A 23,148-nucleotide genomic window follows, 5' to 3' on the forward strand; every position below is an offset into this window, starting at 1 on the left:
ACATCAGACGTCGAGATTGGCCACCAGGGCGAAGCGCTCGATGAAGTCACGACGCGGCTCGACCTCATCTCCCATCAGGGTGTTGAACATCTGATCGGCACCGATCGCGTCTTCGACCGTCACACGCAGCATGCGGCGTGATTCCGGATCCATGGTGGTTTCCCACAACTGATCCGGATTCATTTCTCCCAGCCCCTTGTAGCGCTGGATGCTGAAGCCACGCGCCGCTTCCTTCATCAGCCAGTCAAGTGCCTCGTAGAAGGTGACGACCTCCTTCTTGCGCTCACCGCGTGAGACATAGCTGCCCGCCTCCAGCAAGCCTTCCAGCATGGAGCCCAGCTCGCTGATCTCACGGTAGTCCGCGGACTTGAAGAAATCGACGTCCCACAGATAGTCACTGCTGACACCGTGCGCCGTCAGTGTGACTGCCGGCAGATAGAGGTTGCGCTCACTGTCATGGCTGAGGCTGAAGCTGTAGTGCGGGCCGCCCTCATAGGCGATCAGGTCATCCATTTCCTTCTGGAGACCATCGATCCAGCCCTGCACCATGGCTTCATCCTTCAGTGCCGACTCATCCAGATGCGGGGCATGCACGATCTTGCGCAGCACGGCAGACGGATAGACGCGCGCCAGACGATCGATACGCTTCATCACGCCGCGATACTGATTGACCAGTGCTTCGAGCTGAGCGCCAGCGATACCCGGCGCATCGGCATTGACGTGCAGCTTGCCGCCGTCCAGCGCCGTGGCTGTCAGGTAATCCTGAAGCGCCTGCTCATCCTTCAGATACTGCTCGTGCTTGCCACGCTTGATCTTGTAGAGCGGTGGCTGCGCGATGAAGATATGACCACGCTCGATCAGCTCCGGCATCTGACGGAAGAAGAAAGTCAACAGCAGCGTACGAATGTGCGAACCATCGACGTCAGCATCCGTCATGATGATCACGGAGTGGTAACGCAGCTTGTCAGGATTGAACTCCTCCCGACCAATACCGCAGCCCAGCGCCGTGATCAGCGTGCCGACTTCTGCAGATGACAGCATCTTGTCGAAGCGCGCCTTCTCAACGTTGAGGATCTTGCCCTTCAGCGGCAGGATCGCCTGGGTACGACGATCACGACCCTGCTTGGCGGAACCGCCGGCAGAATCACCCTCGACCAGATACAGTTCGGAAAGACTCGGGTCCTTCTCCTGGCAATCAGCCAGCTTGCCCGGCAGCCCCGCGATATCCAGTGCGCCCTTGCGACGCGTCATGTCACGCGCCTTGCGGGCCGCTTCACGCGCACGTGCCGCATCCAGCATCTTGTTGACGATGGCCTTGGCTTCGTTGGGCTTCTCGATCAGGTACTCGGAGAACAGACGGCCCATTTCCTGCTCGACCGCTGTCTTGACCTCGGAGGACACCAGCTTGTCCTTGGTCTGCGAGGAGAACTTCGGATCCGGCACCTTGACCGAGATGATCGCGGTCAGGCCTTCACGGGCATCATCCCCGGTGGTGCCGACCTTGGACTTCTTGAGCAGCCCTTCCGCCTCGATGTAGCTGTTGAGGGTACGGGTCAAGGCTGCACGGAAGCCCGCCAGGTGAGTTCCGCCATCCCGCTGAGGGATATTGTTGGTGTAGCAGAAGATGTTCTCGGAGAAAGCATCATTCCACTGCATCGCCACCTCGACACCGATACCGTCCTCGCGCTCCATTTCAAAATGGAACACCGGATTCAAGGCTGCCTTGTTGGTGTTGAGATGATCCACGAACGCCTTGAGACCGCCCTCATAGTGGAAGAGCTCTTCCTTGCCGCTACGCTCGTCGATCAGACGAATCGCCACACCTGAATTCAGGAAGGAGAGTTCCCGCAGACGCTTGGCCAGAATCTCGTAGTGAAACGCGATGTTGCCGAACGTCAGCGGTGAGGGCTTGAAGCGCACCAGGGTGCCGGACTTCTCGGTGTTGCCGACCACTGCCAACGGGGCCTCTGGCACGCCGTGACGATAGATCTGCTCATGGACCTTGCCCTGACGCCAGATGGTCAGCTTCAGCTCTTCGGACAGCGCGTTGACGACGGATACGCCAACGCCATGCAGGCCGCCGGAGACCTTGTAGGAATTGTCATCGAACTTACCACCAGCATGCAGCACCGTCATGATGACCTCAGCTGCGCTGACGCCCTCTTCCTCATGAATCTCGGTCGGCACGCCACGGCCGTTGTCGCTGACGGAGACCGACTCATCGGCGTGGATGACCACGCGGACTTCGCTACAGTGCCCTGCCAGCGCCTCGTCGATGGAATTATCCACCAGCTCGAACACCATGTGATGCAGCCCCGTGCCATCATCGGTATCGCCGATGTACATCCCGGGGCGCTTGCGTACGGCATCCAGGCCCTTGAGGACCTTGATGCTCGATGAGTCGTAAGCCTGTTCGCTCATTGGCTTCTCCGTCGTGAAGTCATTCCGTGTGCAGTCGCCCGTGTTCCACGTGAAACATTCTGACATCCGTGCCCGGCAGCCAGACCCGATCCAATGCTTCGGGTTCGACACAGGTCACGAAGACCTGACACTCGAGGCTGGCCAGCAACTGGCAGAAGAGTCGGCGATGTTCGCCATCCAGTTCTGCCGGCAGGTCGTCGATCAGATAAACACAGGTACGTCCGTTCATTTCCTCAAGCAACCGCCCTTGGGCCAGCTTGAGTGCGCTGACGACCAATTTCTGCTGGCCACGGGACAGCACCTCTACCGCAGGGCGGCGCCCGAGACGAATGCGTAGATCAGCGCGCTGCGGTCCGGTCTGGGTAAACCCCATGTGGCTATCGCTGTCACGCCCTGCTGCCAGCACCTCTCCTAGAGAGCGCTTCGCATCCCAGCCACGTTGATAACGCAGACTGAGATCCGGCAGCTCGATCAGCTCAGCGAGAGTTGCCTGAAACAGGGGGGCCAACGCTTGCATATATTCCATGCGCAGGGCATCGAGACGCTCACTCCAATGAGCAAACTCACGATCCCAGACGTTCAATGCCTGAACGTCCATCTTACCATGTCTGAGTAACGCGTTCCGATGTTTGAGCGCACGGCGAACCCGCTGCCAGACATCGAAGAAATCATGTTTCACGTGAAACACGCCCCAATCGAGAAACTCGCGGCGTGCCGATGGCGAGCCTTCCAGCAGCCGGAATGCATCCGGATTGATCAGCTGCAAGGGAAGCGCCTGCGCCAGCTGCGCCACACGCTCGACCTTCTCTCCATCCAGTCGCATCTCGAGGCCATCTGCAGCCTGCTCACGGCGCACTCCCAGCGGGCGAGGGGGATCCCCTGCCAACCGACCGAACAGCGTCATGCCGGGCGTATCGTGAGCGATGGCATGCTTCAGCTTGTGAGTGCGGAAGGAACGTGCCAGTCCCAGCACATGCACACCTTCCAGCAGGCTCGATTTCCCGCTGCCGTTGGCGCCGCTCACCAGGTTGACCCTCGGACCCGGCGCGATATCGACAGGCGCAAGGTTACGCAGGTTCTGGAACTGCAGACGTTCAAGCGCCATGGCGACCTCAGTCAGGACAAATGAAGAAAACGAAGACGATATGCACGTTCAGCCTGTGATCGACACGATGCTTGCCGTGCCATCATCTCTTGGCCCTGAATGTGACGACACCCGCCACCTCACGGGAGAGGATGGCGGGTGTCGTCGGTCATGTGTTGAAGAAATTCGCGAAAACTTTGCGATGATTACGAATCAAGCACATGATTTTTAACGATTTTACACTATTACAAACGCATCGGCATGACTACGTAACGCGCATCGCCGCCGCCCGGCTCTTCCAGCAGTGCAGAGCTGTTGGCATCGGAAAGCGTCAACTGGACACGATCCGAATCCAGCACGCCCAGAACGTCGATCAGATAGCCGACATTGAAGCCGATCTCCAGACCACCGCCTTGATAATCCAGTGCGATGTTCTCTTCGGCTTCTTCCTGCTCCGGGTTGTTGGCCAGCACGCGCAGATTGCCGGCCTCCAGGTACAGGCGGACACCACGATACTTCTCGTTGGAAAGAATCGCGGTACGTGACAGTACCTGTCGCAGCTCGGCACGCTCCGCCACGATGACCTTGTCACCGCCACGCGGCACGACACGTTCGTAATCCGGGAACTTGCCGTCCACCAGCTTGGAAGTGAAGGTGAAGTCGCCGGTCTGCGCCCGGACGTGAGTCCCGCTGACGGTGAGCGTCAGCGGCTCATTGCTGCCGTCCAGCAGACGCGTCAGTTCCAGAATGCCCTTGCGGGGAATGATCAGCTTCTGGGACTCGGCAACACTGATGTCAGCGGCCTGCTCACATACCGCCAGGCGGTGTCCATCAGTGGCCACGGTGCGCACCAGATTGCTGGTCAGTTCCAGCAGCATGCCGTTGAGATAATAACGGACATCCTGCTGCGCCATGGCAAAGGAAGTGGCATCGATCAGATGCTTGAGCGTGCCGCGCGGCAGGCTGATGGTGATATCACCCTGACCATCATCGATGTTGGGGAATTCCGCGACCGGCAGCGTCGAGAGCGTGAAGCGCGAACGACCACTGCGCAGGATGGCACGGCCTTCCTCGAGCGCCAGGATGATCTCGCTGCCTTCCGGCAGCGACTTGCAGATATCCATCAACTTGCGCGCTGGTACCGTCGCGGAACCCGGCTCATCGACACGGCTGGGCTCGACACGCCCGATCAGCTCGACCTCCAGGTCGGTCCCCGTCAATGACAGTTGCTGATCAGACACCTCCAGCAACACGTTGGACAGCACCGGCAGGGTTTGACGACGCTCGACCACACCCGCCACCAGGGACAGCGGGCGCAGCAGGGCTTCACGCGAAATGGCAAATTTCATGGAGACTCCACTCTCTGGAAACGGGAGAAGTGCTTGCCGGTGACCAGCACACACTCATCAAATATTCCGGGCCGTCGCACGACAGGGCCCGGTGCACTAAGCGCCGGACAGGTTGACCTCACCCTCTCGGCGCTGCGTGGCAACTGAATCAGCTGGTCAGAAGACGCAGCAGATTCTTGTAGTCTTCGCGAATGTCGGCGTTCTCTTCGCGCAGTGAGGCCACCTTGCGGCAGGCATGCAGCACCGTCGTGTGGTCGCGTCCACCGAAGGCATCGCCGATTTCCGGCAAGCTGTGATTGGTCAGCTCCTTGGCAAGTGCCATGGCGACCTGACGCGGACGTGCCACCGAGCGCGAGCGACGCTTGGAATGCAGATCGGAAATCTTGATCTTGTAATACTCGGCCACGGTGCGCTGGATATTGTCCACACCCACCTGCTTGTCCTGCAATGCCAGCAGATCCTTCAGGGATTCACGGATGAAGTCCTGGTTGATCGCACGCCCCATGAAATGGGAGTCCGCGATGACCTTTTTCAGGGCACCCTCGAGCTCACGCACGTTGGAACGGATCTTCTGGGCAATGAAGAAGGCGGCATCATGAGGCAGGTCGACCTTCGCCTGGTCCGCCTTCTTCATCAGGATCGCGACACGAGTCTCAAGCTCCGGCGGCTCGATGGCCACTGTCAGCCCCCAACCGAAGCGGGACTTCAGGCGCTCTTCGACACCATTGATCTCCTTCGGGTAGCGATCCGAGGTCAGGATCATCTGCTGCCCCCCTTCCAGCAAGGCATTGAAGGTATGGAAGAACTCTTCCTGAGAACGCTCCTTGCCGGCAAAGAACTGGATGTCATCGATCAACAGCGCATCCACCGAGCGGTAGAAACGCTTGAAGTCATTGATGGCATTGAGCTGCAGCGCCTTGACCATGTCAGCCACGAAGCGCTCGGAGTGCAGATAGACCACCTTGGCATTCTCGCCACCCTGCTTGGCCAGATGATTGCCCACCGCATGCATCAGGTGGGTCTTGCCCAGACCAACGCCACCATAGAGGAACAGCGGGTTGTAGGCGCCACCCGGGTTCTCGGAGACCTGACGGGAGGCGGCACGCGCCAGCTGGTTGGACTTGCCTTCGACGAAGGTTTCGAAGGTGAAATTCGGATTCAAGCCACTGGAATGCTTGAGGCTGCCTTCTACCTGCACCTGCCGCGCATTGCGACGCGGTGCCGCCTCCTGCGCACCGTCACCCGCCATCTCACGCTCTTCTGCGTAATTGCCACGCGGGGGCGTATGCACTGACGGCGCACGCGGGCTCGGCATCTGGCCGGGCGCAGGGGCCTGAGCGGACACCGATGAAGTCGATGCCCCCTCTGGCCGCGGATTGGAGACCGTGCGGCGGCTTCCCACGCTGAGCTCGACCTTGGGCGGCTTGCCCGGAGCAAGCTCACGCAGAAGCTCATGAATCCGCTTGAGGTACTTGTCATTGACCCAGTCGCGTACGAAGCGATTGGGGGCGAGCAGGCACAGCTCTCCGCCGTCACCTTCCTCAGCCTGCAAGGGACGAACCCAGGTGTTGAACTGCTGTGAATTCAGCTCGTCTTGCAGGGCGTCAAGACATTGTTGCCAAAGTGCGAGCGACACGCGACCTCACATCCAGTGATCAAAGGGGCGGCCATTGTATAGGCCAAGCCACGAGTTATCCACACGACATCGGCAGGGAAATCCACTGTGGACAACCTGGGTATCAAGATTCTTCTGCCATCTGGACATTCTGGGGAGTGATGGAGGCCATCTGGACCGCTGGGGATAAGGCGATACTTATGCACAGTGTCATGCACAGGCTGAACTCAGGTTCTTCACCCTTTATCATCAGGGATATCCTGAGGGCAGTAGATTGAACTTCTTCGACAAAAACAGGTTATCCACAGAATCTTCCCTCCTTTATAGTTATTGTATATTCAGAACTATCTTTCTGTAGTAATGATAGCGAGGGCCTTGCTCGGGAATGCGTTTTCCCTCTCGAGGAGGTGGCGACGCACGCACAGGCAAGGTTATCCACCGGTGCTTTCCTGCCGCGAATCTGTCATTCGCTGGTCGGGCAAAACAGCCCGGGAGGCAGGGGCTATCCCCTGAAAGAGCGGGACCCGATGCACGAGTCGCCGCCCCCCCTTCGCAAGTCTTCCCCTCGGTCAGCATGAGGCGCAGTTTCTCCTCTCCTTTCTCGACAAGGATTTTTTTGGCCCTGCACACGTGCTCCGTGGCTGGCTCGATAGCCGTGAGAAACGCCAGCTGACGGGCGGCGTGGCACGAATCAGCAGTGAAATGTCGGGAAACGGCTGTGGACAACTTCTCACGCGACATTGCAAGCGACTTGCAGATTCACTAGAATCCCTGCCCCTGACCAATCTGCCCTGTCCTCATGTGGATACAGGGCAACATTCGTTGACCTTTTCCAAACAACCACGTGGGAAGAAGCAGCTATGAAACGCACATTTCAGCCGAGCGTCCTGAAGCGCAAGCGCACACACGGTTTCCGTGCTCGTATGGCGACCAAAGGTGGCCGTGAGGTCATCCAGCGTCGTCGTGCGAAAGGCCGTAAGCGTCTGAGCGCCTGATCGAGGCCCGGATGTCCCGTCAGGGATTTCCCCGGCAGCTTCGCTTGCTGACTGCCGGGGATTACCGGCACGTCTTCGATCACACCACCCTCAAGGTACACGGCAAGGGGCTTCTGGCTCTGGCGTGTCCGAACGACCTGGGACATGCCCGCCTGGGGTTGGTGTTCAGCAAGAAGAACGTGCGCCGTGCCGTAGATCGCAACCGCCTCAAACGTCTGACACGCGAATCCATTCGCCTCCGCCAGCATCGCCTTCCGGCCGTCGACATCGTCGTATTGGCCAAGCGAGGTGTGAATGAGCTGGACAACGAGACACTACATCGCCAGCTTGACGGCATGTGGGCTCGTCTGGAGAAGGATGCCAGACGTCTGAAAGCGGCCAAGTCAACGCCACCTGCCTGACGCGACACCTCTCCGGTGCGTCCGGCATGTGGCGTTTTTTCCGTTATGCGCCCCACCGTTCGTACCCGGACTCATCTGACTCCCGCCAGATTGATTCACCCTCCACCGGGTATACACAATGGATGTCAAACGATTACTCCTCGTGATTCCGCTTGCGGTTGTCGCCTATCTGCTGGTCGTCCAGTGGAACAAGGATTACGACCAGCCCGCTGCAGAGACACAGGCTCCCCAGGTGGCCTCTCAGGCTGCCAACGCCACTGCCCAGGGCCTTGAGGCTCCGAGCAGCAGCAATGCTTCCAGCGGCGATACCGGTCTTGCAACGCCGGACAGTGCGACCAGTACTCCGAGCAACAGCCTGATCGAAGTCAAGAGCGACGTGCTGGACCTGCGTATCGACCCGCAGGGTGGCGACGTCGTCTATGCCGCCCTGCTCGAGCACAAGCAGAACAACACCTCTGAAGCCCCCTTCGTCCTGCTGTCTGACAATCAGTCACGCAGCTACGTGGCCAAGTCCGGCCTGCAGCTGGATGGTCACAAGGGACGTATCGCCTTCTCCGCCGATAGCAACAGCTACCTCATGGGCGAGAATGACGATAGCCTGCAGGTGGACCTGAAGGCCGACGTCAACGGCGTCGCGATCATCAAGCGCTTCACCGTCAGCAAGGACAGCTACCAGCTCAAGGTTGACTATCTGCTGGACAACCAGTCCCAGCAGCCGGTCGGTGCACGCTTCATCGGTCAGCTGGCTCGCGACAACAGTGCCGACCCGTCCACCGGTGGCGGCATGGGCATGAAGTCCTATCTGGGTGCGGCCTTCTCGTCAGAAGAGAACCACTACCAGAAGGTGGATTTCGAAGATATCCAGGACGGCAGCTTCAAGAATGTCGACATCCAGGGTGGCTGGGTCTCCATGATCCAGCACTACTTCGTGTCTGCCTGGGTGCCGGCTGACAATCAGAAGAATCTGTACTACACCAGCGTCGACAAGCAGAACCGCAACGTGGCGGCCTTCGCCAGCCCGACCACTCAGGTCGCGGCCGGTCAGCAGGCTGAGCTCGGCGCCACCCTGTACGTCGGACCGAAGGATCAGGACCAGCTGGAAGCGACCGCGCCCTATCTGGAACTGGTGGTCGACTTCGGTTGGCTGTGGTTCCTGGCCAATCCGCTGTTCTGGCTGCTGGAGCACATCCACGCGCTGGTCGGCAACTGGGGTGCCTCCATCATCCTGCTGACCGTGCTGGTGAAGGTCGTGCTGTTCCCGCTCTCCGCGACCGCATACCGCTCGATGGCCAAGATGCGCAAGATGGGCCCCGAGATGCAGCGCATCAAGGAGAAGTACGGCAGCGACCGCCAGAAGGTCTCCCAGGAGATGATGAAGTTCTACCAGACGGAGAAGATCAATCCGCTGGGCGGCTGTCTGCCGATCGTGATCCAGATGCCGGTCTTCATCGCCCTTTACTGGATGCTGATGGAGTCCGTCGAACTGCGTCACGCGCCGTTCATGCTGTGGATTCAGGATCTTTCCGTGAAGGATCCGCTGTTCATCCTGCCCATCGTCATGGGTCTCACGATGTTCATCCAGCAGCTGCTGAACCCGACGCCTCCGGACCCCACCCAGGCGAAGATCATGAAGATGCTGCCCATCGTCTTCACCTTCTTCTTCCTGTGGTTCCCGGCTGGTCTGGTGCTGTACTGGATCGTCAACAACACGCTGTCGATCGCTCAGCAGTACGTCATCACCCGTCAGATCGAGAATGCCGAGCCGACCAAGAAAGGCGCATGATACCTTTCAGGTTCGCCTGACATGACTCACCCACGACCCTCGCCTCTGGCGGGGGTCGTGGCGTTTCAGGCCTCTGTTTTCTCGAGCGATCGTGACCGCCCTGCTGCCAGCTGATGCTTCCAGACACACCCTCGCTTGCTGTCGCGGGGCGTCAGCCGCGACAATAGCGCCCATCCCCTACACCTTCATTCCGGCTTCGTGCCCGAGGTTTCTGCATGTCTACCGCCTACCAGCCTGACTCCATCGCGGCACTGGCCACTCCGCCCGGCCGTGGTGGCGTCGGCATCATCCGTGTCTCCGGGCCGGCCTGCCAGGCCATCGCCCAGGCCATGCTGGGCCAGTGCCCCCCGCCGCGTCATGCCCACTATGGCCCGTTCATGGGACTGGACACCCAGGGCAACCCCATCGCCCTCGACGAAGGCATCGCGCTCTACTTCAAGGGCCCGAATTCCTTCACCGGCGAGGATGTGCTGGAACTGCAGGGGCATGGTGGCCCGGTGATCATGGATCTGCTGCTGGAGCGCTGCGTGCAGCTGGGCGCACGCCTGGCACGCCCCGGTGAGTTCAGTGAGCGTGCCTTCCTGAACGACAAGCTGGATCTCGCCCAAGCCGAAGCCATCGCCGACCTGATCGATGCCAGCTCACGCGCAGCGGCCGAGAATGCGCTGCGTTCGCTCAAGGGCGAGTTCTCGACGCGTGTCAGTGCGCTGGTACAGCGCCTGATCGAGCTGCGCATCTACGTCGAGGCCGCCATCGATTTCCCGGAAGAGGAAATCGACTTCCTGGCCGACGGCCATGTCGCGGCGCGCCTCAATGAGGTCAAGGCCGAGCTGATGGGCGTGCGCGCCGCCGCCAACCAGGGTGCCCTGATGCGCGAGGGCATGACGGTGGTGATCGCCGGCCGCCCCAATGCCGGCAAGTCGAGCCTGCTCAATGCGCTGACCGAGCAGGACACCGCCATCGTCACGGACATCGAAGGCACCACGCGCGACGTGCTGCGTGAGCACATCCACCTCGATGGCATGCCACTGCATGTCATCGATACCGCCGGCCTGCGAGACACCCCGGACGCCGTCGAGCGCATCGGCGTGCAGCGCGCCTGGGACGAGATCGAGAAGGCGGATCGCGTCCTGTTGCTGGTCGATGCCGCGACCACGCCAGCCACCGACCCGATGGAGATCTGGCCGGAATTCGTCGCACGCCTGCCGGATCCGTCACGCCTGACGCTGGTCCGCAACAAGATCGACACCAGCGGCGAGACGCCCGGGTTGACCAACGTCACTGCCATCGAAGATGGCGATGCCGAGCAGGCACGTCATCAGGCCAGCGTGGTGCGCATCTCGGCGCGCGACAATCAGGGTCTGGATGCCTTGCGTGATCATCTCAAGGACATCATGGGCTTCACCGGCACGGCCGAAGGTCGCTTCAGCGCCCGCCGTCGTCATCTGGATGCGCTGGAGCGTGCCGGCGAGTCTCTCGACAATGGCGAGGCCCAGCTGCTTGGCGCCGCGGCGGGGGAGCTGCTGGCCGAAGACCTGCGTGCTGCCCAGATGGCGCTGTCCGAGATCACCGGTGAATTCTCGGCCGATGATCTGCTCGGGGAAATCTTCGGCAGCTTCTGCATCGGCAAGTGATCCCGCCGGACTGACCTTCTCCTCCCGAAAGCCTCCCGCCGCCAGCGCTTGCGTCTGGCGGACAGACTCTCGTTATACTGCCTCTGCCGAACATCTCCGAGTGGCGAAGATGGGCAGGGGCAGACAGGGAGTCGACATGGCGGGACGCGCAACATCGAACAGGCCGCAGGATTCCCATCGCGAGTCCCGTGACTCCAGCACCTCACTCCCGCCGAACCCCGCCGCCGAGCTGAGCACAGGGCCTCTTCCCGAGGCCCCGTTGCGACATCTGCTGCTCGATTTCTTCACCCGCCACTGGCCCCGCTACCTGCTGGCCATCGCGTTCCTGATCGGGGTCGCGGGGCTGAATCTGCTGCTGCCGTGGGCCATCGGCGCCACCATCGATGCCCTGCGTGATGGCAGTCTGGATCATGATGCCCTGCTGACCCGCCTGTGGTGGCTGGTGGCAGCGGGCCTCGCGCTCTACGCCCTGCGCTATGCCTGGCGCGTGGCGCTGTTCGGGACCGCCTATCGGCTGGGGACGGAGCAGCGTGATGCCTTTCACGCCAAGCTGACACGCCTGGACCCCGGCTTCTATCAGCGTCATCGCACCGGAGACCTGATGGCGCACGCCAGTCAGGACATCGATGCCGTGGAGATGGCCGCCGCAGAAGGTGTGCTGTCCAGCGTCGATGGCGCCATGACCTTCGTACTGGTGCTGGGCATCATGCTGTTCGCGATCGATGTGCCGCTGACATTGCTTGCCTTGCTGCCGTTCCCCTTCATGGCATGGGCCTTTGCCCGAATCTCCCGACGTATCGGACTGCGTTTTCGCGAATCGCTAGAACGCTTCTCGGACCTCAACGACCAGACCCAGGAAGCCTTCGCCGGCATTCGCATGCTCAGGAGTCATGCGCTGCTCGATGACGAAGCCCGCGCCTTCTCGAAACGCGCCGCGGCCGCCGAACGCGTGGATTATCGCGTCCAGACACTCGAGGCCGCCTTCAGCCCCGTGGTGTTTCTCTCGCTCTCGATGGCCACCTTGTTGACGCTGGGCATCGGCAGCTGGCGCTATCTCCAGGAGGCCATCACGCTTGGACAACTGACCAGCTTCTCGCTCTATCTCGCTCAATTGATCTGGCCGATGTTCGCGCTCGGCTGGTGCCTGAACATCCTGCAGCGTGGTGCGGCGGCCGCTCGTCGCCTGGCCATCTTCCATGCGGCCCCGGAAGCGCTGCAGGATACCGGCACACGGGATGAGGTGAGCGACCACTCACTCCGCCTTGAGGTCAAGGAATTCCACTACCCCGGAAGCCAGCAGCGTTCTCTTGGACCGCTCTCGCTTGAGGTGGCGGCAGGGGAAAGCCTGGGAATCGTCGGTGCGACCGGCAGCGGCAAGTCCACGCTGCTGCGCCTGCTGTCTCGCAGCTGGCCGCTGTCAGACGACCAGGGAACGCTGACACTGGGAGGTCACCCCGAAAGTGAGTACACACTTCGCGCATGGCGCGACCAGTTCTCGCTCGTCCCGCAGGATCCCTTCCTGTTTGCGCTCTCGGTGGCCGACAATGTCGCCCTCGCGTGTCCCGAGGCCAGCCATGCGCGGATACACCAGGCGTTGAGCGCCGCCGCCTTCGACAATGATCTCGCGCGTCTTCCCGCCGGGCTCGATACCATGATCGGCGAGCGTGGCATCACGCTCTCCGGCGGTCAGCGTCAACGCTTGGCACTGGCGCGCAGTCTGCTCACCGAGGCTCCCATCCTGCTGCTGGATGACACCCTGTCCGCCGTGGATCAGGTCACCGAGCGCACCCTGCTGACCACGCTGGCACGTCTGCAACACTCTGAGCGCCAAGGACGACAGCGCACGCTGATCATCAATAGTCATCGTCTGTCAGCCGTCCAGCGCTGTCAGCGCATTCTGGTCCTCGAGGACGGGCGCATTCTCGAACAGGGCAATCACCAGACGCTGCTCGAGGCACGTGGCGCCTACTGGCGACTCTGGCAGGCCCAGCAGGCAGACCGGGACAGCGATGCACCGCAGGGAGTGCGCTCATGAGTCACACGCAATCCAAGGCTCCCGTGACATCACGCTTGCTCAGCCGTCGCCGCCTGATACTGCTGTGGCAACCGCTGAGGCAGCGCCTGGGGGATGTCCTGCGCGCGCTGTCGATCCTGATCGTGGCCACGGCGCTGGACGTCCTCGGCCCGTGGCTGACACAGCGTTACCTGGATGAGCACCTGATTCCCGGCAATCTGGCCCCCGAGGCACTGGCAGGGCTGATGGGTCTGTACCTGATCACCCAGGGTGGGGCAGCCGCCGGGCGCTATCTGCAGCAATTGCGCTTCGCACGCCTGGCCCTCGCCAGCGTGCGCGATCTGCGTGAGCGAGTCTTCAATCACCTGCTCCATCAGCCACTGACGACATTGGATACTCTGGCGGCCGGTGAACTGGTGGCACGCGTGACCAACGATACCGAGTCCCTGAAGGAGCTGTATGTCGGAGTGCTGGCCACGCTGGTCGGCAACGTGGTGCTGCTGATTGGCATACTGTCCGCCATGGCGTTGATGGATGGCACCCTCGCGCTCATCGCGATGGCACTGATTCCGCTTTCCGTCGGATTGATCTGGCTCTATCAGCGTTTCTCCGGTCGTGCTGCCAGTGAAGTACGCCGACTGCGCGCCTTTCAGAATGCACGTATCGCCGAGGCGATCGGCGGGATGAGTGTCCTGCAGGCCAGCCACCAGACGACGCGCTTCGGCGAGCGCTATCATCGCCTCAATCTCGCGCAATATTCAGCGCGCATGCGCACGGTACGCGTCTCGGGCCTGTTGCTGCGTTCCGCCATCGACCTGATGGCCATGCTGATCACGCTGACACTGGTCGCGGTCTTCGGGCTGCGTGAACTGGGCGGAGGCGCTGAGCTGGGCGTGCTGTATGCCTTCATCGCCTGGCTGGGGCGCATCAGCGAACCGCTGATCGAGATTACCCAACGCCTGCAGGTCTTCCAGTCAGCGCTGGTAGCCGCCGGACGTCTGGAAGAAGTGCTGGAGACTCCACGGGAAGGGGAAGCGGCGGGGACAATGATGGAGTCCGGGGCAAAGGCTGCCCCCTCCTCCACGCCGGCGTCAGCACGAGCGAGCGAGACAGATGCCATCACGACGTTGGCGAGTGGTCACTATCAGCTCGAGCATCTGACCCACTGGCACCAGGGAGCAGAAGCCCCTGCGCTGGATGGCATCACGCTCACGATCGAAAGTGGTGAATTTCTGGGGGTCGTCGGCCCGACCGGCAGTGGCAAGTCCACCCTGCTCGACCTGCTCAGTGGTCAGCGCCCGGCTCACCGCGAGCAACTCCGGCTGGATGGACGGCCACTGGGAGAGTGGTCAGCACACCAACGCGCAGCGGCCATCGCCATCGTTCCCCAGGAGCCCTTCATCCGTGCCACGACATTGCGCGACAACCTGCTGCTGGGACGCGAGATCAGCGATTCACGGCTGGACATGGTGCTGGACAAGGCACACCTGACGCCGCTGATCCGCGGACTGCCGGAGGGCCTCGACACGCTGCTGGGCGAGCGAGGCCTGAGCCTTTCCACCGGGGAGCGGCAGTTGCTGGCGCTCGGCCGTGCTCTGGTGGCCACCCCACGCGTCCTGCTGCTGGATGAGGCCACCGCCAGCATCGACAGCCATACCGAGGCGCTGCTGCAGCAGGCGCTGCAGGAGTTGCGCGGCGAGGTGACCCTGATCGTGGTGGCACATCGTCTGGCCACGGTGCGGGACGCAGATCGATTGCTGGTGCTGGAACAGGGGCGCGTCACGCAGCTGGGGTCACACGAAGAATTGATGACGACGCCCGGCCTCTACCAGCGCCTGTGGCAGGAAGATATTCCCCACTGACGCGAGGCGTCGCCTTGATCATTCATGTGAACGGGAACTGGATCACGCAAGACGCCCCCACAGGCGAAGCCTGTGGGGGCGTCTGTTCTGCGAAGCCTGAGTGACGGGCTTCCGCCTTCAGCTCTCACGCCGGCCTTCAGGGCTTGCGCGGACCGCGCGGCTTGCTGCCCTGCCCCTTGTCGGGGCTTCCCTTGGTCGCCTTGCCCTTCATGGCATTGTGTTCCTGCTTCTCACGCAGGGCACGCGCCTCACGGGCATCCAGCGGCTTGCCGACGTCGCTGGTGTCTTCAGGACGCTGCCTGGCGGCATACTTCCTGGGCAACTTGGTGGTGCTGGAAGAATTGACCTGACCATCGCGGCCAATCGCCGGCGTACTGCGCTTGCTGACGCGAGTAGAGCCTTCACGGCGCCCCTTGCCCGGCATGCTGGAAGACCAGTCGCTCCAGCTGGCAGAATCCTTGCCTGCAGCCTTGCCCGCCATCTCGCCCTTGCCACGCGGTTGTGCCGGCTCGGGGCGTGACGTCGACTTGCGCTCGGCGGGCTTTTCGCTGACCCGCTTCTCACTGGGGGCGGAATGCCCATGCACCTGGTCCTTGATCTGCGCCTTGATGCTGGTCTTCGGCTTGGCCGTCGCGGAATGACGCTTGCCCTTGGCCTTGGGCGTCGCGCTGTCATTGCGGACGCGCGGCTTGGCCCAGCCTTCTCCGCGCTTGAGCTTCTCACGCTTGGGCTTGGCCTGAGTCACTTCCACGTCGGCGTCGCGCTTGACCTTCTGGTTGAGCTTGCGCAGCGCCAGCAGTCGTTCACGCGGCATCGGCTTGGGTTCGCTGCGCGCTCGTGCGACCTCTTCCGTCAACCACCACAGGCCCTTGTGCTCGACGGCAACGGACTGCGGAGCCGGCAGTGCGCCCTTGAGCACCTCGACCACCTCCTGCATGGCATCAGAGAACTGACGATCGAACTGCCACGGAGGATTGATCACCAGCATGCCAGAGCCATACATGCCGTGATCGCCCTCGGGCGAGTCAATCACCAGCTCGCTGCGCCACATCGGCGCGGGCGACTGCTTCTTGAGGCGCTCGAGCAGGTCATGCTGACGACCGGCCGGCAGCAGCGGATACCAGATCATGATGGTGGCATGACGAGACTTGCGCAGCGTCTCGACCACGACATCCGCCACATCACGGTAATCGTTCTTGAGCTCGTAACTGGGGTCGATCAGCACCGCGACACGCGGCGTGGTGACCGGCACTGCTGCCAACAGGCCAGACAGCCCGTCCTGCTGGCGGCGCATCACCTTGCCAAGACTGTCACGCTGCACCGGCGCCTGGTCGAAGTGGTAGATCTCACCCGGATGCAGTTCATACGCCAGCAGCCTGTCCCCCTGACGCAACGCCTGGCTCAACCACCAGGGCGAGCCGGGATAGACGCTCAACGTGGACGGCGCTCCCTTGCCACTCTCGGGCTGCATGTCGGCCAGCCTGGCCAACCAGCGTGCCAGTGGCTTGTCCGTTGCACCCGGGGCAGGTTCGCCCGCGTCCGTCAGCCAGCGATCGCGCACCTGCCACACTGGCAACACGCCCTGCTCATACTCGCGCAATTGCTCTGTTTCACGTGCCGCCAGGGGATACCAGCCGCGTCCGGCATGGGTATCGATGAACGTAACAGGCGACTCTTTACGTAATAGATGCTCGGCGAGCGTATTGGCCAGCAGGTGTTTGTGGAGATCGGCGAAGTTGCCGGCGTGATAGGCGTGCTGATAGGCGAGCAAATGCGCCTCCTTGATACGGCGATGTCAGCGGCATGATGCCGGCTGGACAGAAATCTGGGGGCGGTGGCTTCAGCCAAAGTGACCGATGGATGAAGACCGCTGAAGGGGCTGAAGGATAGCAGAGATGGTCACTTGTCACCCCAAAAGCCGTCCTTCACAGACGACAAGGCCCACGCCGAAGCGCAGGCCTTGTCTGAAACATCGATGCGACCCGCTGCCGTCAGGACAGCTGGCTGAGACTCAGCTTTCCAGCGGAGTCAGAGTGATCTCGACGCGACGGTTCTGTGCACGACCGGACTGGGTATCATTCGATGCCACCGGGCTGGCTTCGCCATAACCACGCATGTTCAGACGATTGAAGGCGATGCCACCACTGGCCAGATAGTTGCCGACCGCCTGGGCACGCAGCTCGGACAGATTCTGGTTGTAGTTGCTGGCACCGGTGGAATCGGTATAGCCCGCGATGTTGACGCGAGTCTCGTCATATTCCTTGAGGACCGTGATCACACCATCCATGACCGGCTGAATCTGGCCGGACAGAGTGCTGGAATCGGAACCGAAGGTGACGTTGGACGGCATGTTGAGGATGATCTGATCGCCGACACGGGTCACGCTGACGCCGGTGCCCTGCAGCTGATCACGCAGCTTGGCTTCCTGGACATCCATGTAATACCCGATGCCACCACCGGCTGCCGCGCCGGCTGCCGCGCCGATCAGCGCCTTGTCGAGACGATGGTTGCCACTCTTGGTCGCCCCGGCGATGGCACCAACGACAGCCCCGATACCGGCACCCTTGGCCGTACTGGAGGTCTGCTGCTCATTGGTATACGGGTTGGTCGTGGTGCAACCCGCCATCGCGACGGCAGCTGCCAGCGGCAGGGCCAGGAGTACGGACTTCTTCATGGTAACGCTCCCTATCTTCACTCTCATGGATGGCAAGACGACATCGGCGTAGTGCCACATTCTGGTGTGATCATGCCTGATCGTTCAGGTGTCGAACATGGCCAGCAGGTCATTGAGGAACAATAAGCCCTGCGGCGAGGCACGCAACAGCGCGTCATCCTCAACGATAAGCCCGCGCGCGCGCGCCAGACTCAGCCCCGGCTCCAAGGCCTCGCGCTCAAGCCCGGTCGTGCGGCGCATCTCCTCGAAGCTGACGCCATCCGTCAGACGCAGCGCATTCATCATGAACTCGAGTGCCAGCTCTTCCGGGGCGATCTCCTGCTGACCGGCAATGAAGCCACGCGGGTCCTGCATGCGACGCAGATAGGCCTGGGGCTGCCGGCTCTTCCAGCGTCGCTGGAGCTGCAGCTCGCCAGTGAAGTTCCCGCTGCTGTCCGTCTTCGCCAGCGTCAGCTTGCCGTGCGCGCCCGCACCGATGCCGAGATAATCTCCGAATTTCCAGTAGTTCAGGTTGTGGCGTGCCCCTCGCCCCTCAAGGGCGTAGGCGGAAATTTCATAGCGACGGAATCCGCCGCTTTCCAGCATCTCGTGACCATGATCCTGAATGTCCCACAGCAGATCATCTTCCGGCAGCACCGGGGGGCGCGAGTAGAACTCGGTATTGGGCTCCAGCGTCAGTTGATACCACGAGAGATGAGTGGGCTTGAGCGCCAGTGCGCGCTGGATGTCATCCAGTGCCGTTTCCAATGTCTGCCCCGGCAGGCCATGCATCAGGTCGATGTTGAAGTTGTCGAAACCGGCAGCACGTGCGCTGGCAACCGCCCGTTCGGCCTCCTGTGCGGAGTGGATACGCCCCAGTACGCTGAGCTGTTCCGGCTGGAAGGTCTGTACCCCGATGGACAGCCGATTGATGCCGGCAGCGCGATAGGCAGCGAAGCGGCCTTGTTCCAGCGTGCCGGGATTGGCCTCCAGCGTGATCTCGCATCCCTCGGACAGTGCCACGCGCTCGCGAATGCCATCGAACAGCCGCTGGTAGGCCTGCCCGCTCAGCAGGCTCGGGGTCCCGCCACCGATGAAGATGCTTTGCAGTTCACGCTCAGGCTGCCCCTGGAGGCATTGGAGATCCTGGTCCAGATCCGCCAGCAGTGCCGTGATGTACTCCACTTCCGGCAGATGGGCATCGCGGCCCACACCGTGGGAGTTGAAATCACAGTAAGGACATTTGCGCACGCACCACGGCACATGAATATAGAGGGATAACGGCGGCAACGACTCGACGGACATCAAGCGCTCTCACTTGCAGCGGTCAATGCTTGAAGCAGCTGCTGCATGGCACGGCCCCGGTGACTGAGTCGATTCTTGGTGGATGCCTCAAGCTGTGCCGCACTCATGCCCTGCTCTGGCAACCAGAAGAGGGGGTCATAGCCGAAACCGCCATCACCACTCGGAGCGGTCAGCACCCGGCCCTCCCAGCTGGCCTGCACGATGATGGGGACAGGGTCTGCCGCATGCCGAAGGTAGACCAGCACACACCAGTAGCGCGCCGTACGCGCCTCCTCCGGCACACCTTCCAGCGCTGACAGCAAGGCCGCATTGTTGTCCTGATCTCCCTGGCCTTGCTGACGACGCGAGGCGAAACGTGCCGAGTAGATACCGGGCTCGCCGTCCAGCGCATCGACCTCGATCCCCGAATCATCGGCCAGTGCCGGAAGTCCGGTGATGGCGGCGGCATGACGCGCCTTGATCAAGGCATTCTCGACGAAGGTCAACCCGGTCTCTTCGGCATCACTGACACCCAGCTGGCTCTGAGGAATCGGGGCAATACCCAGTGGAGCCAGCAAGCGAGCGAATTCCCGCAGCTTGCCAGCATTGCCGCTGGCCAGCACAAGTGATGAGGCAGACATGAACATCTCCGGGGGTGGTGTCAGAAGAAACGTGCGACCCTGCGAGAACATCATGAAAACAGGCAGAGGGTACAAGACACATTCTATCGTGTGAGTCCGATAGGTACACGCGGGGCAGCTTTCATTCTGACTGAGCAAACTGGTATTGAAGCCTCACGAAAATCACCCGGCTCACTTGAGCTCGTCTGCCCCCGGATGCTCGATGTCTTACCAATCTCCACTCATCCCAACACGGGATTTCACTATGCCTGTTACCCACCAAGACTGACACCTTCCCAGGGCTCCTCCCAACCCACTGATCTCAAAGGGCTAATCCAAAGAATAACAAGAAGAGATTCTTATGCCATCTGGCACTATCCAAGGACGGCATCGCCTCATCTCGCTTGTCTAGACTGAGAGTGATGACTCGCTGACCTGGCAAGCACTACATCCTTCGGTCTGTCACCGTTCCATCAGGTTCTGACACCACGGCAGGAGTGCCCCATGCAAACGACCAAAGTCCTGTTCGTGACCGCCTTGTCTCCACAGACTGAGCTGTTTGTCGATTATCTGCATGAACAGCTTCAATGCTCCGTGGAAGCCTGCGACAGGGAGGCCGCCACGCCTGCCACGCCGAATCTGGTGCTGATCGACAGCGCACAATGCGACCTGGCGAAGATGACCCACTGGAGCTCGCTTTCCAGGTCAGCCGCATTCAATGTCGAGCATGAGGACGCTGCCATCGCCCTGCTTTTGCATGTTCCCTTGAACGGCATCTTCTACCGACATGATAATCTTTCTCAGATAAGTCAGGGTATAAAGGCGATGCTGGACGAGGAGATATGGTTATCGCGAAAACTGATGCAATCGCTGATTCGTCATTATCGTCAACAACAACAGATCGCCTTCCAACCTGTCATGGGATTGACGCAAAGGGAACTGGAAATATTATCCCTTATCGCCACTCGACAGAGTAATGTCGATATTGCTCAACGTTTGAACCTCAGTCAGCACACGGTAAAGTCTCATTTATATAATATCTTTCGTAAAATCAGGGTTCACAACCGGCATCAGGCCATCGAATGGGCGCACGAGCATCTCAATCTCTACCTCCCGCAGCACGCCCCCCATCGCTCACCGAACCCGTAAACCTGAAATTCGGGGCGATCTGATACGAGCGACTGGCGTAGGCCAGACCGACGCATCACACAGTGACTACCAGCACTCCTGCAGGGCTCTTGCAGGTAGTAAGCACTCCATTCGAGTGATCTAGTTCTGAAATCCTGGCAGAGTGCGTCGCTTTTCAGTCACGGCCGCACCCTTCAGTTACAAAAAGACAAGGCCTATTACACAACGATATGGAAGCGATGCACGAAGGTACCAGACTTGTGGTACCTTCGTACCAACAGAAGCCCTAACCCTAAAAGCGCAATGGTCTGGTTTTTATTGCACTCACCAGGATGAAGGTCAGGCGACAGATACCCCTATCATGGATTAGGTGCTGTTTTCGTTGTTATTTTCCAGAATCCGCCATATCAAATTTAGCAATAACAAATCTAATAGTTTAGCAAGTGCTGAATATAGGTTGCCTTATCGTGCCTATCAGGCAAATATAAAGGGGTGCCCGATGCGTAATGCCCGACGCAGAGGAGTGCCACTCGTCACAGCAACATCTCCAACCACTTTCGCAATGGCTCCGCCAAGAAAATCGGTAAGACAACTCAGAGGTCTCGCACCATGATTACAGGGAATGCAATGGTGCTGCTGGTGACTGACTGCAATCCGCAGTCAGCGCTGTTCATGGATTACATTCGCCAGCAGCTTGAGTGTCAGGTGGCTTCCGCAAGCCCCGACGAGGATTACACCCCAGGGCAGGCAGACAGGACGATCGTGCTTCTCGATACCGACCACGTCGACGAGACCACGATGCAACGCTGGGATGCTGATGCCAGTCAGGATGCCAGTGCCGAGCTGGCAGCGATCAACATCAGTGATGAGGAAGAGGCCGCAAGCCTGCTGGTCAGCACGCACCTGCAGGGTGTCTTCTATCGTCAGGACAGTCTGTCGCTGATCAGCAAGGGAATCGCGAAATTGCTGGAAGGCGACATGTGGATGTCCCGCCCGCTGATGACTCGCTTGCTGGACTTCTACCGTCGTCAGCAGCTGAACGCCTATCGCCCCGTCTGCGGTCTGACGCAGCGCGAGGTAGAGATCATCGGCCTGCTGGGCACGGGTGCCTCCAATACCGAGATAGCAGACCAGCTGTTCGTCAGCGAACATACGGTCAAGTCACACCTCTACAACATCTTCCGCAAGATCAAGGTGCACAATCGCATCCAGGCCATGAACTGGGCTCGCCAGAACCTTGCCATGCCGGTATCACGTACACCGCGTATCGCTCGTCGAGCACAGATGTCGTGAGCGCCGCAGGCATGGTTGTCCACCATGCCTTTGCATGGGGACTGGCACTTTCCCTGATGTCGCATGCCTCCGCGCAATCAGCGCCGGAGGCGGTGAAACCAGAAGTCTCGGTTGCCAGCGAAGGCAGCGGGGCCCGGGCGGATGGCCACGATGGGGTCGCCATCCAGCGGCCTCGCGCCAGACTCAGTGATGGCCTGAACGGAGTGATGATAGATCGCACCATGACGATGATCGGCAAGACCTTCTATCGTCAATTCAGCCAGCAACGCCTTGATAGTCCAGCCCTGAGAAACACCTCTCTGAGTATTCACGAGCGTCCTTCGGCACGCTGGGGCAGCCTCATCTGGATCACGGAGGGCAATACCGTTCTCTATGAGGCGACCCTGCCCCCGAGAGTGAATGACGTCGACCTCTACGCAAGCTCAGCCGTTACCACCGTCTCCAACCAGTTCCTGCGTCGCAAGGTGCTGGAAGCACTCCAGGACGATCCGGACATGGCGGGCGATGAATTCTGAAAAGCACAGGTTGAATCCATAATAAAAGGGCTTCGATCACGAAGACCCTGACAATGTGCAAGGGAACAGGGGAACATCATGAAGCATCAGACACTCGCGGTGTCGTTGCTGTTATCGGCGATGCCGCTATATGCCGGCGAACTCATCTATCAGCCCGTCAATCCAAGTTTCGGCGGCAACCCTCTCAATGGCAGCTATCTGCTCAGCAAGGCCCAGGCACAGGATACCCATGAGGATCCCGATGCCTACTCGTTCGACAGTCTTTCAGAGACAGAACTCTTCATCAGTGACCTTCGCAACAGCCTGGTCTCCGACGCCATCACCGATGCCGTCGATACCAGTGAGCCAGGCCGTACCAGCGTGATCGACAGCGCCCAGTTGCGTGTCGAGGTCGTCAGTAACGGCAATGGCGGTTTCTCCATGCAGGTGCTGGATCGTGCGACCGGAGAAACGACCGTCATCAATCTTGGCACCTCAGGCAATGCGTTCTGACACGA

18 protein-coding genes are annotated in these 23,148 nt (G+C 60.6%); 10 read left to right on the forward strand and 8 right to left on the reverse strand.

Annotated features, from left to right (window positions below; all coding sequences use genetic code 11):
* Positions 1-3 precede the first annotated feature (3 nt).
* From gyrB to dnaA, 4 genes are all read right to left on the reverse strand, one after another.
* Entirely contained in the window at positions 4-2,421 is a 2,418-nt protein-coding gene (gene gyrB, locus OW493_RS07760) for a DNA topoisomerase (ATP-hydrolyzing) subunit B (protein WP_084209549.1), read from the reverse strand.
* Positions 2,422-2,440: 19 nt separating this feature from the next.
* Positions 2,441-3,526, reverse strand: coding sequence for a DNA replication/repair protein RecF (gene recF, locus OW493_RS07765; RefSeq protein ID WP_077379734.1), 1,086 nt, complete (start codon positions 3,524-3,526; stop codon positions 2,441-2,443).
* A gap of 224 nt (positions 3,527-3,750) precedes the next feature.
* Positions 3,751-4,854, reverse strand: coding sequence for a DNA polymerase III subunit beta (dnaN, locus tag OW493_RS07770; RefSeq protein ID WP_077379736.1), 1,104 nt, complete (start codon positions 4,852-4,854; stop codon positions 3,751-3,753).
* Between the two features lie 148 nt (positions 4,855-5,002).
* Complete coding sequence (dnaA, locus tag OW493_RS07775) at positions 5,003-6,490, reverse strand: chromosomal replication initiator protein DnaA (protein ID WP_077379738.1); 1,488 nt, start codon at positions 6,488-6,490, stop codon at positions 5,003-5,005.
* 839 nt (positions 6,491-7,329) lie between these two features.
* On the opposite strand from dnaA, the gene rpmH reads away from it, so the two are divergent.
* From rpmH to OW493_RS07805, 6 genes are all read left to right on the forward strand, one after another.
* The gene (gene rpmH / locus OW493_RS07780) at positions 7,330-7,464 is read left to right on the forward strand and encodes a 50S ribosomal protein L34 (protein WP_043331656.1); all 135 of its coding nucleotides are present in this window, start codon (positions 7,330-7,332) and stop codon (positions 7,462-7,464) included.
* An 11-nt stretch (positions 7,465-7,475) separates the two neighbouring features.
* Positions 7,476-7,865 (forward strand): ribonuclease P protein component, encoded by a 390-nt coding sequence (gene rnpA, locus OW493_RS07785; RefSeq protein ID WP_077379742.1) that lies wholly within the window; start codon positions 7,476-7,478, stop codon positions 7,863-7,865.
* A 118-nt stretch (positions 7,866-7,983) separates the two neighbouring features.
* Positions 7,984-9,648, forward strand: coding sequence for a membrane protein insertase YidC (gene yidC, locus OW493_RS07790; protein ID WP_077379744.1), 1,665 nt, complete (start codon positions 7,984-7,986; stop codon positions 9,646-9,648).
* 215 nt (positions 9,649-9,863) lie between these two features.
* The gene (gene mnmE / locus OW493_RS07795) at positions 9,864-11,282 is read left to right on the forward strand and encodes a tRNA uridine-5-carboxymethylaminomethyl(34) synthesis GTPase MnmE (protein WP_084209553.1); all 1,419 of its coding nucleotides are present in this window, start codon (positions 9,864-9,866) and stop codon (positions 11,280-11,282) included.
* A gap of 136 nt (positions 11,283-11,418) precedes the next feature.
* Positions 11,419-13,317 carry an ABC transporter transmembrane domain-containing protein gene (locus OW493_RS07800; RefSeq protein WP_289863782.1) on the forward strand — a complete coding sequence of 633 codons (1,899 nt, stop codon included), beginning with the start codon at positions 11,419-11,421 and terminating at the stop codon, positions 13,315-13,317.
* Positions 13,314-15,158, forward strand: coding sequence for an ABC transporter transmembrane domain-containing protein (locus tag OW493_RS07805; RefSeq protein ID WP_289863783.1), 1,845 nt, complete (start codon positions 13,314-13,316; stop codon positions 15,156-15,158). Before OW493_RS07800 ends, OW493_RS07805 begins: the two co-directional genes overlap by 4 nt.
* A gap of 136 nt (positions 15,159-15,294) precedes the next feature.
* On the opposite strand, the gene rlmJ is transcribed toward OW493_RS07805, so the two are convergent.
* The 4 genes from rlmJ to rdgB form a co-directional block, all read right to left on the reverse strand.
* The gene (gene rlmJ, locus OW493_RS07810) at positions 15,295-16,929 is read right to left on the reverse strand and encodes a 23S rRNA (adenine(2030)-N(6))-methyltransferase RlmJ (protein WP_289863784.1); all 1,635 of its coding nucleotides are present in this window, start codon (positions 16,927-16,929) and stop codon (positions 15,295-15,297) included.
* A 240-nt stretch (positions 16,930-17,169) separates the two neighbouring features.
* On the reverse strand, positions 17,170-17,832 hold the full coding sequence (locus tag OW493_RS07815) for an OmpA family protein (RefSeq protein ID WP_077379755.1): 663 nt from the start codon (positions 17,830-17,832) through the stop codon (positions 17,170-17,172).
* An 84-nt stretch (positions 17,833-17,916) separates the two neighbouring features.
* Entirely contained in the window at positions 17,917-19,116 is a 1,200-nt protein-coding gene (gene hemW, locus OW493_RS07820) for a radical SAM family heme chaperone HemW (protein WP_077379757.1), read from the reverse strand.
* Positions 19,116-19,736, reverse strand: coding sequence for an RdgB/HAM1 family non-canonical purine NTP pyrophosphatase (rdgB, locus tag OW493_RS07825; RefSeq protein ID WP_077380010.1), 621 nt, complete (start codon positions 19,734-19,736; stop codon positions 19,116-19,118). Before rdgB ends, hemW begins: the two co-directional genes overlap by 1 nt.
* Positions 19,737-20,219: 483 nt before the next feature.
* On the opposite strand from rdgB, the gene OW493_RS07830 reads away from it, so the two are divergent.
* The 4 genes from OW493_RS07830 to OW493_RS07845 all read left to right on the forward strand — a co-directional run bounded on the left by OW493_RS07830 (position 20,220) and on the right by OW493_RS07845 (position 23,143).
* Positions 20,220-20,864: a LuxR C-terminal-related transcriptional regulator gene (locus OW493_RS07830; RefSeq protein WP_289863785.1), complete on the forward strand. Its 645-nt coding sequence runs from the start codon at positions 20,220-20,222 to the stop codon at positions 20,862-20,864.
* 588 nt (positions 20,865-21,452) lie between these two features.
* Positions 21,453-22,136: a LuxR C-terminal-related transcriptional regulator gene (locus OW493_RS07835; protein ID WP_077379761.1), complete on the forward strand. Its 684-nt coding sequence runs from the start codon at positions 21,453-21,455 to the stop codon at positions 22,134-22,136.
* Positions 22,137-22,147: 11 nt separating this feature from the next.
* A complete protein-coding gene (locus OW493_RS07840) occupies positions 22,148-22,651 on the forward strand; it encodes a CsgE family curli-type amyloid fiber assembly protein (RefSeq protein WP_077379763.1) in 504 nt (167 codons plus the stop codon).
* Positions 22,652-22,729: 78 nt separating this feature from the next.
* Positions 22,730-23,143, forward strand: coding sequence for a curli assembly protein CsgF (locus tag OW493_RS07845; RefSeq protein WP_077379765.1), 414 nt, complete (start codon positions 22,730-22,732; stop codon positions 23,141-23,143).
* Positions 23,144-23,148: the final 5 nt, after the last annotated feature.

Source organism: Cobetia sp. 14N.309.X.WAT.E.A4 (assembly GCF_030397495.1).
Taxonomy (GTDB): domain Bacteria; phylum Pseudomonadota; class Gammaproteobacteria; order Pseudomonadales; family Halomonadaceae; genus Cobetia; species Cobetia marina.